The organism is Marinobacterium sedimentorum (genome assembly GCF_024267675.1).
In the GTDB taxonomy this organism is placed as follows: Bacteria; Pseudomonadota; Gammaproteobacteria; order Pseudomonadales; family Balneatricaceae; genus Marinobacterium_A; species Marinobacterium_A sedimentorum.
In genome coordinates this window covers 75,181-87,838 of sequence record NZ_JALDYX010000010.1, presented here as the reverse complement: position 1 = coordinate 87,838, position 12,658 = coordinate 75,181, and the positions used below count along the sequence as shown (strand labels likewise).

Annotated in this window: 10 protein-coding genes; 3 read left to right on the top strand and 7 right to left on the bottom strand. The window is 55.2% G+C overall.

What is annotated here, in order from left to right:
* Positions 1 to 270: 270 nt before the first annotated feature.
* The 3 genes from MRS74_RS11060 to MRS74_RS11050 all read right to left on the bottom strand — a co-directional run bounded on the left by MRS74_RS11060 (position 271) and on the right by MRS74_RS11050 (position 2,000).
* A complete protein-coding gene (locus tag MRS74_RS11060) occupies positions 271 to 639 on the bottom strand; it encodes a DUF2306 domain-containing protein (RefSeq protein ID WP_254580348.1) in 369 nt (122 codons plus the stop codon).
* Between the two features lie 735 nt (positions 640 to 1,374).
* Complete coding sequence (locus tag MRS74_RS11055) at positions 1,375 to 1,626, bottom strand: DUF3081 family protein (protein WP_254580347.1); 252 nt, start codon at positions 1,624 to 1,626, stop codon at positions 1,375 to 1,377.
* Between the two features lie 8 nt (positions 1,627 to 1,634).
* Positions 1,635 to 2,000 carry a thiol-disulfide oxidoreductase DCC family protein gene (locus MRS74_RS11050; protein ID WP_254580346.1) on the bottom strand — a complete coding sequence of 122 codons (366 nt, stop codon included), beginning with the start codon at positions 1,998 to 2,000 and terminating at the stop codon, positions 1,635 to 1,637.
* A gap of 2,147 nt (positions 2,001 to 4,147) precedes the next feature.
* Here MRS74_RS11050 and MRS74_RS11045 point away from each other — a divergent pair.
* On the top strand, positions 4,148 to 4,768 hold the full coding sequence (locus MRS74_RS11045; protein ID WP_254580345.1) for a hypothetical protein: 621 nt from the start codon (positions 4,148 to 4,150) through the stop codon (positions 4,766 to 4,768).
* Between the two features lie 295 nt (positions 4,769 to 5,063).
* Complete coding sequence (locus MRS74_RS11040; RefSeq protein WP_254580344.1) at positions 5,064 to 6,194, top strand: RelA/SpoT domain-containing protein; 1,131 nt, start codon at positions 5,064 to 5,066, stop codon at positions 6,192 to 6,194.
* Between the two features lie 876 nt (positions 6,195 to 7,070).
* Here the strand turns inward: MRS74_RS11040 and MRS74_RS11035 are convergent.
* Positions 7,071 to 8,285, bottom strand: a complete 1,215-nt coding sequence (locus MRS74_RS11035) for an MFS transporter (RefSeq protein ID WP_254580343.1) — start codon at positions 8,283 to 8,285, stop codon at positions 7,071 to 7,073.
* Positions 8,286 to 9,354: 1,069 nt separating this feature from the next.
* Here MRS74_RS11035 and MRS74_RS11030 point away from each other — a divergent pair.
* Positions 9,355 to 9,507, top strand: a complete 153-nt coding sequence (locus MRS74_RS11030) for a DUF3309 family protein (RefSeq protein WP_254580342.1) — start codon at positions 9,355 to 9,357, stop codon at positions 9,505 to 9,507.
* A gap of 439 nt (positions 9,508 to 9,946) precedes the next feature.
* Here the strand turns inward: MRS74_RS11030 and MRS74_RS11025 are convergent, their stop codons facing one another.
* The 3 genes from MRS74_RS11025 to MRS74_RS11015 all read right to left on the bottom strand — a co-directional run bounded on the left by MRS74_RS11025 (position 9,947) and on the right by MRS74_RS11015 (position 12,634).
* Positions 9,947 to 10,720 carry a 2-keto-4-pentenoate hydratase gene (locus MRS74_RS11025; RefSeq protein WP_254580341.1) on the bottom strand — a complete coding sequence of 258 codons (774 nt, stop codon included), beginning with the start codon at positions 10,718 to 10,720 and terminating at the stop codon, positions 9,947 to 9,949.
* 42 nt (positions 10,721 to 10,762) lie between these two features.
* Positions 10,763 to 11,029, bottom strand: a complete 267-nt coding sequence (locus MRS74_RS11020; RefSeq protein WP_254580340.1) for a hypothetical protein — start codon at positions 11,027 to 11,029, stop codon at positions 10,763 to 10,765.
* A 141-nt stretch (positions 11,030 to 11,170) separates the two neighbouring features.
* Positions 11,171 to 12,634 carry an amidase gene (locus tag MRS74_RS11015; RefSeq protein ID WP_254580339.1) on the bottom strand — a complete coding sequence of 488 codons (1,464 nt, stop codon included), beginning with the start codon at positions 12,632 to 12,634 and terminating at the stop codon, positions 11,171 to 11,173.
* Positions 12,635 to 12,658: the final 24 nt, after the last annotated feature.

Below are 12,658 nucleotides of genomic sequence, written 5' to 3'. Positions count from 1 at the left end.
CGGTCATGCCGCACACGCATGGATGCGTATGTGCGGTCACCCCACAACTCTTCAGCCTAAAAGAATGGGCGCACCTGCGTGGACGTGCTGCGCTCTTTCGAGAGAACGGGTGGGGTTCGCCTTGGGCCATCTGTTCAACAGAAGGCCCAATGATGAAGCAGGGAAGCTACATGCTTGAGCAGAATTGCAGGCGCAAGCCTGTTAACTCATTACCAATACCGAATCACGAATCACGAATCACGAATCACAATTTACCAGTCACCGCACCCATCAACCGAACAGCATCCCATGCAACAGACGCCCCGGCACCAGCAGTGCGCCCAGGGCGGCACCCACCGTACCCAGATAAGCCCCCACCGCAAAAGCCCTGTGCCGGCGTATGTAGCCAAAGCGGGCCGAGGCCACCGATACAGCGACGCAAATCAGCACCCAGACCGACAGCAGGTGAATCGGGCCATAGCCATAAAGCCAATCCGCAAAGCCCGGCATTCCGAAGGACGACAGCGACACCACAAGCATCGCCAGCATCCAGGACCACCCCAGTGCCCGATGCCGCCCCGTGCCCTTGGGCAACAACAGCTGTACCAGGCCTGCAAGCAGCACCCAGAGCGCCGCGGCTATATGTATTGTCAGGGTCATGAATCGAAGCGCTCACTGGCAGCATCAGGATGCCGCAAGCATTCACCAGCCGTGGGCGAAACGCAATGGACAGGCGGCCGGTAACTGTCAGCCAGCAAAGCGCAGCCCGGAAAACCGGGCCAGGCTGCATTCAACGGACAGGCACAGGCAGGCGGCAGCCAGGCAAAACGCAAACAGCAGCAGAACAGGCAGCGCCAGGGAAAGGTGACACACCGAAGAAGACTCAGAGGTACAGCTGCACGGAGGTAGCGCCTTTCAGCGAACCAGCATCATGCCCATCGTAATAAGAGTGGCACCGTAAATAAGCTTTTCCACGAGTTCGATATCCAGGTGAAATGGGTGCTGCAAGTGTGCCATGAGGCCTTTTAGTCCTGTCGGTTACAGATAAATTTAAGAAGGTCGGAGCACGTACGGGGGGCGGCAAAGGCCGTCTGGAGCGAGGCGTCTCTCGACTAGAGGCGCGCGATTATAGAGTTTTTGTGCAGTGCGTCAATAGCCAAAAACAGAAATAGTTGCAAAGATCGAAAAAATATTCTAGCCAGGGGAAAAACCTCTTTTTGCCCAAGTTTTCAAAGCAATTTCCGTCCCTCTTCTGGCCCCTTCCCAGGGGCGATTGTCACCCGCGAGCCAGTCCCACCGAAGCGGCCTGAAGTGGCGAAAACGGCCAGTTCACCAGGCTGCCCCATGATCATACACATAAGGTAGCGCCGCGCCTGGCTTAGCCCCAGCAGGATGTCACTCGCTCAAGCGTTTTAAGGTTTCCATAAAGCTGTCCAGATCATCGCTGCGCTCAAAATCAAATTTGTGCTTGTTGTGAAAATAGATATAAAGCGTCACCCGGCCATCGGTCATGGATACCGTATAGCCATCATATTCGGCCCGCGCCGCGATGCCATCCAGCACATAACCCTCTGCGCCTTTCTCGCCGCGCTGCCGAATGACATTGAACGCCTTGAGCGCCGTGACCACACTGAATCGATGTTGCATAACCCGCCCTACAATAGTTGACAGCCCTTGCGCATGCGCCTGTTAAAACGCCAGCGGGCAAAATGCAGATAGGCCCATTGCAGCGCTGGCAGCAGATGCAAAAAGGCCAGCAGCCTGGCCAGCCACCGATAGCCCGGCAGCCGCTGCCAGATCAGCATGAAATTGGCCACCCCCGTAACCAGACGTCCGTCTTCGTCCAGGCCATGCAACAGCGCCATGGCATCCAGATAATCCACCCCCACCGACGCCAGCCGGTGCGGATGCGCGGCAATGTCTACCCACTCAATCCGTTGCTGGGTATCGAGGCGACGGTAGTGCGCAATCTCGCGGCGACACAGGCCGCAGCTGCCATCATAGAAAATTACGGGTTTCATGGGAGGGCTATACGGAGACACGGAGTGGGTTGGTTCACTGGGCAGAGTCTGGATGCTGTTGAATGAACGGCTGTAAACGGCCCGGAATGAGGTTATTGGATAGTACTGGTTCAGCCCTCCTTCTGCTCGAAGGTGAATGAAGGCCGCTCTGATCGTTCTGTAGCGATTTACTAATGATACCGGGGCAGCCTGATTCCCTGCGAAAGCTTGCGGTGGCCGTAGGAGACGCGCCCCGCGACGAAGCCCTGTCGCTTCGCTCTGAGTTCATTTCGCCGGCGCGACAGTCCCTGCTTACACTCAAGAAAATACTGTTAAACGACGGTCTGATTGCTGTCGAATGAATGGCTGTAAACGGGTCGATTGTGGTTATTGGATAGCACCGTTTCCGCCCTCCTGGGCGCGTTACTTTCTTTGCACGCACAAAGAAAGTAACCAAAGAAAGGCCCCCCCGATGAAGCCTTTTCGCTGCGCTCTGACATCATTCGGCGGGCGCCGGCTTTCGAGGTAAAGAGCCGGCACATCCTGTGCCTAATCTGCGGCTCGACAGTCCCTGTCTCCGCCCCTGCGGGCCTGATCGTACAATGACGCCAGTGCTCGCCGGCTTCATAAGGGGGATGAAAGCCGCTCTGATAGTTTTGTAGCGATTTAATAAAACCGGCGCAGACTGATTCCCTGCGAAAGCTTCGCGATGGCCGTAGGAATCGCGCCCCGCGACGAAGCCTTTTCGCCGCGCTATGAGTTCAGAGTGCGGGCGCTACTTCCGTCAAGGTAGCGGGACATCGCTGTGCTCCAGCGGCAACTCGACAGTCCCTGCGATGCCTCAAGGAGATGTATCTAAAATGGTGATTTGGCGGCTATCGAAATGATTGTCGATAAACAGGTCGATATGTGGTTTTGGTGAAGTGCGTATTTCGCCTCCCGGCGACCTACTTTCCTTGTTATGCGACAAGGAAAGTAGGCAAAGGAAACGCACCACCCATCAGCCGGCCTGCGGCTTCACTGCGCGCCGGAATTCTGCTCCGGACGCAGCTAACGGCACATCCTGTGCCTAATCTGCGGCTCGACAGTCCCTGTCTCGCCCCTTCGGGTCTGATCGGAGCAAAATACCGGTGCTCGTCGGCTGCTGAGGGTGTAAAAGGCCGTCCTGATAGTTTTGTAGTGTAGTGACGTGGTGCCCGTAGGAGTCGCGCCCCGCGACGAAGCCTTCTCGCTGGGCTCTGAGTTCATTGTGCAGGCGCTACTTCCGTCAAGGTGCAGAGCGGGACATCGCTGTGCTGTAGCGGTAACTCGGCAGCTCATGCAATGCAAATCTACATGGCGGTTTGGTTGCTACTGGATAAGCCTCCATTTAACAGGTCGATATGTGGTTTTGGTGGAGCGCGTATTTCGCCTCCCGGCGACCTACTTTCCTTGTAACGTGACAAGGACTTTCTACAAGGGAAAGTGCGCAAAGGAAACGTGCCCCGACGAAGCCTTTTCGCTGCGCTCTGAACTCATTTTGCGGGCGCACTGCCGTCAAGGTGAAGAGCCGGCACATCCATGTGCTAATCGGCGTCGATACAGTCCCTGTATCGCCCCTTCGGGCCTATTCGCAGAATGGCCTCAGTGCTCGCCGGCTTCATAAGGGGATGGGAGCCGTTCTGATCGATCTGCTGTGATCTACTCCCTTCGGGTCTGATCGGAGCAAAACCCCGGTGCTCGTCGGCTGCTGAGGGGGATGAAAGCCGTTCTGATATTTGGTCGCCTGGCGATACTAACGCCTGTACAGCCGGCAGCCCCTGTTGTAACTTCAATGAGTCCGTCACCATTTTGTAAGTACCCAGTAGACGGCCAGCAGGCATCGCAGCGGATGCGCCCTGCCACAAAACACCGCCAGGCGCACCGGCAACAGGAGCCCCACGCCCGGCAACAGCACCACCACAATCGTCAGCTGAGCATGGAAGCCAGTCTGGGTGACTTCACCCCACTCTCCCTTCTATTTTCCCCTGACCCGCGCCCAGCGCCACTCGCATTCCGTCACAGGGCGGGCGGTAGCGTGGTTTTTCGATTTCATGGCAAGTGGTGATGCGTGACCTGACCCTATCGTTATGTGAGAAGACAAGACCTGACCGAATGAATCACGATGTTGCTGCCATAAGGAGGATAGAATGTCGGACATAACGCTAAACTTCATCAATAAATCCAATGATCAAAACAACTCCGAATTTGTAATATTTTCCAAGAATACTTTCGGCGGTTCTGATAACAGCTCAGTTGCCTGGAAGGTGATTCGAAATCTTGGTAGAGATGACAGTCACCCATTTGTCTATTCAAGCGATTTTTTCGTTTCTGTCGAGGACAACTATGGAAATTACACGCCACAGTTGAAAGCGAACCCGGGAGACCTGTTTGCCATGGTCAAGGACCAAACGGGTGACGTCATAAAACATGCAGGGACAGGACATTATGGAAATGCATTCAAGGTCGAAAATCACCTTGAGCATGGATCCATAAAAGCGAAGATTTACAAAGATGGAAAGTTATTTAACTCAAGCCCCAGTTTGGCTCCAGACCAAAAAGTTACATTTGAATTAAACCCGGTAATCTGCATAAGTGCCGTTTCGCATATTCAGGAAGGTGACGCTATAGAATCTGCGGCCGTTTCTTCGAAACCTTCTGAAATATCTTTATTGGGAATTAAGTCTGCCGATATTGTTGTTACCGGTGGCGGGCCTGGCAGCGCTGCTGAGCCGTTCAAGTTTGAATTAGAAAACGTGGTTAAAGCCTAAGCTTTCACCGGATAAGGAAAATCAGATTAATAGAAAGTCTAAAGGATCAGGTCTTGTCTTTTACTCCAGTTTTTATTGGAGAGGCAAAAAGCAAGACATGACCCTCTGACATGCTTTGACACATAAAATATTTTACTTATCTAGAGATATTAATATGTACTCAAAATCAAAAATAGATAATTCAGGTAAAGCACTATCGCGAAACGTATTTTCGTCAGACGATCAAGAGTTAGAAGCCGAACTAATATTCGATGACTATAGAAGATCTCACCTACAGCCGCTGACCGATACAACGATGCAGATACAGTCATGGCTATCCGGTTTTGATGGTCAGTATTACATTGCTCAAAGGCTAAAAAGAAAGCCTCAAATATTAAGAAAAATGCACAGATTCTCTGTAAGACTAACTCAACTTCAGGATATCGGAGGAAACAGAATCATTGTAGATAAAAATGAGGATGTAGAATCATTAAGAAGATACATTCATGAAAAACTAGTGAATAACAAAGATATAAAAATTCACCGAGAAACAGATTATAGAACTGTAGGAAGAGATGATACTGGCTATAGGGCATTACATATAATATTAGAAACACACAAAACAAAGATTGAGCTTCAAATAAGGAGCAGTGCTCAGCACTATTGGGCCGAATGTATAGAGAGAACATCAGTAATTTATGGCCACTATTTAAAAGAGAATGATGGAGACAAAAGAGTTATCGACTATTTTAAATTATTATCACATGTATTCTTTGAAATAGAGTCAAAAAGAGAACCAACACCACAAGAGAAAATCGATCTTGATAGGAAACGAGAAGAGTCTGAGAAAATTATTGAAAATAAGAAAAATGGAAAAATTCTTCACAGCCACGTTAATGATGATGTTATACACACATTAACAACCATAGAGTCAAAAAACCCAGATTCAATTAAGAATTGGATTCTAATTTTTGATTGGAATACTGGACACTTTGTCAATTGGGAGTCAATATCTAGGGATCCAACTGAAGCATATGAGGCATACAGTCAAAATGAGCGTTTATATGAAGAAGAAACAGGCTTTGAAGTAGTATTGGTTGGTTCATCAAACGTAGAAATGATTCGAAAAACTCATAGCCATTATTTCGGAATTGATGGTTATGACTCTATACTAGAAAAGCTCGATCAATCGATTCTCGGCTTCTCATCAAGACAAACAATTGATGCTGGCAGTCGAAGAATTCTGTTAACACTACGAAGAAAAAATCGTTGGGGAAAAAAAGCTGTCAGTTTAGATACTTTAAAAAACCACTACTGCCAGACTGTTTTCGGATTCGATGTAGCCCTGGAAAAACTTCTAGAACTAGGCCTAGTAACAAAAAATGGAAAAAGGGGCCCATTTTCTCTCAACATAAGAAAACAAGAAGAAATAAATTCATATTTATAATATATAATTAAGCCTTCATATCAATGAGTTAATATTATATTTACCCCGACGAAAACTCCAAAGTTATAAAAGTTAGCATTAAGTAAGAAAACATCAGACTTTCTGAAAAATTTAAACAAGATATCTGCTTACTTTGTATACCGTTTTCAATACCGGTGCAACTCGCTTGTGGCTCAAAGACACTCTACACAGGGCAAAACTCACCCGAAAATCCATCCCGGTAACCAAATATCAGAACGGTTGACTCTCCCTTATGAAGCCGGCAAGCACTGTGGTCATTTTGCGATTTGGGGATTCCGGGGACAGTATACCTAACTCGAAAAACTCGTTACTGCAATCTGAGGTCATTCGCTGGTGAACCGGGTTGAGCGTTGGAGTCGGTAGGCCGCAGGTCGAAATAAGCATACGGTCCCCGGAATTCCGCAGAGACTGTCGCGCTGGCGAAATGGCCTCAGAGCGCAGCGAAAAGGCTTCGTCGCGGGGCGCGACTCCTACGACCGCCGCAAGCTTCAGCAGGGAATCAGGTTGCACCGGTATCATTGAATCACTACAAAACTATCAGAACGGCTCCCCACCCCCTCGGCAGCCGACGAGCACCGGGATTATGCTCCGATCAGACCCGAAGGGGCGAGACAGGGACTGTCGAGCCGCCGATTGGGGACATGGATGTCCCCTTAGCGGCGTCCGGAGCCTCATTCCGGCGCGCAGTGCAGCCGAAGGCCGGCTGATGGGTGGCGCCTTTCTTTGGTTACTTTCTTTGCGCGTGCAAAGAAAGTAACGCGCCAGCAAGGCGCAATACGCACCCAAACAACGCCAGAAATAGTCCCGTTTACCACCGTTCAATAAAGTAACCAGCTAGCCAGCTGGCTCCCACCGTTAACCTCCTTCCCCCAAAACCACCACCCGCTCCCGCCGCCTCAAAACATACGCCAGCGTCAGCAACAACGGCCCCACCACCATCAGGTTTACCCACTGCCAGCCGTGCAGCTCCAGCAAGAACCCGGCGAGTAAATTCGAGCCCGCCACCACGCTGAACAACAGCGTATCGTTCAGTGCCTGGGCCCGCTCGGCGTCTTCGGGCCGGTAGCTGTCTGCCAGCATGTCGGTCGCGCTGACGAACATCAGATTCCAGCCAACGCCCAGCAGCAACAGGGCGGCGGCAAAGTTCAGCTTGTCGACACCGGCCAGATTGATACTCACCGCCACCAGGAAGCAGGCGATACCCAGCGCCGCGGTGCTGCGGCTGCCGAACCGGCGCACCAGGCGGCCGGTGACAAAGCTCGGCGCGAACATGCCCAGCGTATGCAGCTGAATCACCCAGTTGGAATCACTGCTGGCAAACCCGCACAGGCGCATGGCCAGCGGCGTGGAATTCATGATGAAGGCCATCGCCGCAAAGCCGATGGCGCCCACCCACACCGCCAGGGCAAAACCCGGCTGGGCCGCGATCTGACGCAACGAGCGCTGGGTACCCCTGGCAGGCGGCCGGCGCAAACGCAGGCGGGATTTGAGCAGCAACAGGGCCGTCAGCAGGCAGAGGGCGGCGATGGTCAGGTAGGTGCCGGCGTAGAGTTTAAGCAGCAGCCCCTGGCTCCAGTTGGCCAGCGGGCCACCGACCAGCGCGGCCAGTATGCCCCCGCTAAGCACCAGCCCGATGGCGCGGCTGCGCCAGACCGGCGGTGCCTGTTCAATGGCGGCAAAGCGATAGTGCTGCCAGGTCGCATTGTGGATTCCCAAGCCCAGCGTCGCGAAGCAAAACCCCGTGAAGCTGCCCTGCAACGCACAGACGGCCGCCAGCAGTGCCGACAGCGCGCCAATCAGCTGGCCCAGCAAAAACACCGGCCTGCGGCCATACCGGCGCATCGCCAGCGCCACCACAAAAGCCCCCGCCGCCATGCTGACAAACTGCAGCGCCAGCGGCAGCGTGGCCAGTGACTTGTTATCCGCCAGCCCGAACCCGGTGAGCGCCGCCACCGTGAGGTACAGCATGACCCCAGTCTGGGACAACGCCAGCGCCAGGCTCAGCAGGATCAGGTCATTACGCGCAGTGACCTGCACGGTCGTGTCTTGCACCGCATTACTCGATTCCATGTGGGTACTCCCGAGTTTCAAAGAAAAAACACAGCTCACTGACGCCCGACAAAAGTTCAGAATTGGTGCAGGCTTTAGGACTGGAAACGCAACCTCAGGGTGGCCTCGATCCCACTTGTAACGCCGGTGAGCACTGCGGCTGTTTGGCGCATTGGCCAGACGGACGAGACAGGAACTGTCGAGCCGGCGAAATGCGCTCAGATGACAGAAAAAAAGCTTCGTCGCGTGACGCGACTCCTACGTCCACCACAAGCTTCGGCAGGGAATCAGGCTTCGTCTGAATCATTAAATCGATACAGAACTGTCAGAGCGGCTTCATTCCCTTCGAGCAGAAAATTGCTCCTGCATTTTCTGACTACTGGCCACCCGTGGCCTTAAGCCGTATATGGGGGTCATTTTGCGAATTGACCTGAAGGGACTGTCGAGCTGGCGATAAGAGTTTAGAGCGCAGCGAAAAGGCTTCATCGGGGCGTATTCTTCAAGGTAAAAAGCCTTGGTTACTTTCTTTGCGCGTGCAAAGAAAGTAACACGCCCAGGAGGGCGGAACCGGCGCTATCCAATAACCGCGACCTTCCTCTCTAGCCACCAATGATTCCAACAACATCAAGACGGCCCTTGCATGAGTCAACTAACCTCCTTCCCCCAAAACCACCACCCTCTCCCGCCGCCACAAATCAAACACCAGCGTCAGCAGCAACGGCCCCACCACCATCAGATTTACCTCGAGCGAACATCAAGAATTCCCCCTGCCGTCGTTGCAATAACTACCAGACAGATACCGGCCTGCGGCAACCTGAATTCTGTGTGCGTTGGCGTACAGACTAGAGCCCGCTCTTGGAGCGAATATAAATCTGAGCGAGACGATGTCCAGCGGACCCAAGCATGGACGGCATGGATGCCAAGCCGTCGGGACCGCCAGGAAAAGCCCTGCCCGCTAATACTCGGCAGGCACCAATGTCCGCTGGAGCCGTTACGCAAACGTGCTCCGGCATAACAGCAAGCCCCCGGAGCGGCCCCGTGCCGAATCGTACCGGATTATTATCTGGGCTTACATTCGGAGAAAAACGCCATGGGAACCATTCTGCTGATAATTCTGATTCTATTGCTGTTCGGCGCCATTCCATTGTGGCCCCATAGCCGTTCATGGGGATATGGTCCGAGCGGTGGGGTTGGCCTGCTGCTGGTGATCGTGCTGGTTTTGCTCCTGATGGGCAAACTGTAGCAAAGCGTCGTCGCGGGACGCGACTCCTACGACCACCGCAAGCCTCAGCAGTGAATCGGGCTGCGCCGATATCGTTCAATCACGACTGAAATATCAGAACGGCTCCCATCCCCCTTATGAAGCCGGCGAGCACTGAGGTCATTTTTCGAATTGGCCCGAAGGGGCGAGGCATGGATGCCGAGCTGCCGATGCGACACAGGGACGTGACGTCAGCGGCACCCGGAAAATGAGCTCAGAGCGCAGCGAAAAGGCATCATCAGGGGCGCCTTTCTTTGGTTACTTTCTTTGCGCGTGCAAAGAAAGTAACGCGCCAGCAAGGCGCAAAACAAAGCTCCCGACAACCACCACATCACAGGTTTCAACAGTACAGCCCGATAACGAGCTCTGCTCTCAGGCTTTACGTGATTAAAAACTATACAGCCAAACTAACTACCGAACATCAAACCGGAAAAGACACCCTCGCCTCGCCCACTCCCTCAAACCGCCCCACCACCTCGGCCCCCGGCTCCACAAAGACCATTCCCGTCCAGGTGCCGGTCGTCACCAGATCTCCCTTGCGAAACCCGCCGGTGCGCCCGGTCAGATGATTCACCGTCCAGTGCACCAGGTGCATCGGATCACCCACCGAATGGGCACCTTCACCGCGCACCAGCACTTCACCATTCACCACCAGCTCACCGGCAAGCGCAGCCGGGTCCAGCCCGCGCCAGTCCTGCACGCCGCTGCCGACGATCAGTGCAGCATTGATCTGGTTGTCGGCCAGCTTCCAGAGCTCGGCGCAGGTCTTCCACTGTTTGATACGTGTATCCACCACCTCGATGGCGACATAGGCGCCCTCAATGGCAGCGGCCACTTCGTCGACGCTATAGGCCTGGGCCCGTGGCGGCAGGTCGGTGTTGAAGCGATAGCACAGCTCGACCTCGATGCCGATCATGTGCTGTTTCTCTGCCGGGATAACCGTCGGCGACGCGCTGACAACCGACTCGAAGATGGGGGCGGCGTAGGGCTCGGTGTCTATATTGGGGGCACCGACCTTCCAGGTGCGGATGCCTTCACTGCAAAGCTCCCCGCTGACAATGGCCTGAATGGCGTAGACATCGGCCTTGCTCCGGGGCTCCAGCTCCTCCGGCAGCGCATCGATCTGCTGGCCGCTGCGGTAGGCCTGCAGGAAGAGTTCGGCGGCCTGTTCCACCTGGGGTTGGGTTAGTGACATAGCTGTCTCCTGTAAAGGGTTGGGAAAATGAAAGGGGGAAAGCTAAAAAGCGTTTTCGCGTATCAATTGGAATTCAGGGTATTTGCTGTTGGCGAATCCCTGCCGTTCCGTATTTTGGGCATGGCTGCTTGCCCGGTGGCTATTTGTTACTTCCATTGCGCCTTGCTGGCGCGATACTTTCTTTGCTCGTGCAAAGAAAGTATCCAAAGAAAGCACGCCCGAAGCAGCCTCAACTACTGCGCGCTGGAACGATTTTTCGGATGCCGCTGACGTCACATCCCTGTGCCGCATCGGCAGCTCGGCATCCATGCCTCGCCCCTGCCGGGCCTTATCGAAAAATAGTCCCAGTGCTCGTCGGCTCCTAACGGGATTCGGGGTGGTAGCTGCAAGTCTCTGGAAGTGCTTCGGCTAGCTAGCCTATCCCGCCAATGACAAACCAGCGACGAACGGCTACGCCGGCCAGTGCGGCTCGCCACGCTCTGCGCGGGCGCGGGCCTCAAACGCTTCGGCCAGGTCCAGCAGGGCGCGGTCGCTGCCAAAGCGGCCCACCAGCTGAAAGCCGATGGGCAGGCCGGCGCTCGATGGTGCAGATGGCAGGTTGATCGCCGGGTGACCGCAGGCGTTGACCCAGCCGGTGTAGATGGCATGCCCCCGCGGGCCGACTTCGCGGCCATCGATATGATCAGGGTACGGCGTGGCCGCAGGCCAGGGCAGCGCCGCCGCCGAAGGGGTCATGATGATATCGATGTCGCCATAGGCGGCGGTGACATCGCTGCGAAACTGATCGATGCTCTCCAGCGCCCGCAGATAGGCCGGCGCTCCCACCGCAGCACCGGCGGCGGCCATATCGACAAAGCGCGCGGAGGCTAGCTCTGCAGCCTGTGGATAACGCTCGAACAGCGAGGCCACACCCACCTGCCCCAGCACCGGCCAGAAGTCGTTAACGAAATCGAGGCTGAACGGCAGGGGCCCTTCGCTGACCCTGTGCCCCAGGGCACGCAGGGTTTCGCAGGCACCGGCCACGCTGGCGTCTATCTCCTTATCCAGCGCGTTGCCACCGAAATCCTTCACATAGAGAATGCGCAGCGGCTTTTGAGTCTCGGGCCCGGCTGCCGCGCTTTCGCCTGCTGCCTGCGCAGCACCCAGCGACTTGCGATCCCGCTCATCGGGGCCGGCAATGAGCTCAAACAGCAGCCGCGTATCCGCCACTGTGCGGGCGATAGGGCCTATAACTTCGAAATCCAGCAGTATGGGCGGCAGGCCATCGCAGCGCGCCACCGCACCTATGGAGGGCTTGAGCCCCACCAGCCCGGTATGGGAGGCCGGGCGGCGTATGGAACCGCCGCCGTCTGTGCCTATGGCCAGGGGCCCCATGCCCGCGGCCACCGCCGCCACAGCACCGCCGCTGGAGCCACCGGGCGTCAGGTCCGGGTTCCAGGGATTGCGCGTGACCCCGAACAACGGATTATTGGTGTAGCCCTCCAGGGTGAACTCCGGCACGTTGGTCTTGCCGAGGATCAGCATGCCGGCGGCACGCATGCGCGCCACCGGCAGTTCGTCGACATCGGGTATATAGTCTGCCAGCAGCTTAGAGCCCCAGCAGCACGCGAGACCGCGCACCTGAATGTTGTCCTTCACCGTCACCGGCACGCCATCGAGCGCACTCAGCGGTGTGCCCGCCGCCCAGCGCTCGCTGCTTGCACGGGCATCGGCGGCCAGCGCCGGGTTAGTCGTGACGATGGCGTTGAGACCGGGCCCTTTCACATCAGAGTTCAGCGCCGCGATGCGCTGCTCGATGGCCGCCAGCACCTGCAGCGGCGTCAGTTCGCGGCTTGCGTAGGCGGCGCTGAGTGCGGCGGCACTGAGGTTGCACACATCAATCGCATCGGCGCTCAATTCAGGCGTTCCTGCCATCGGTATCTCCCCTGTCTGTTTCAT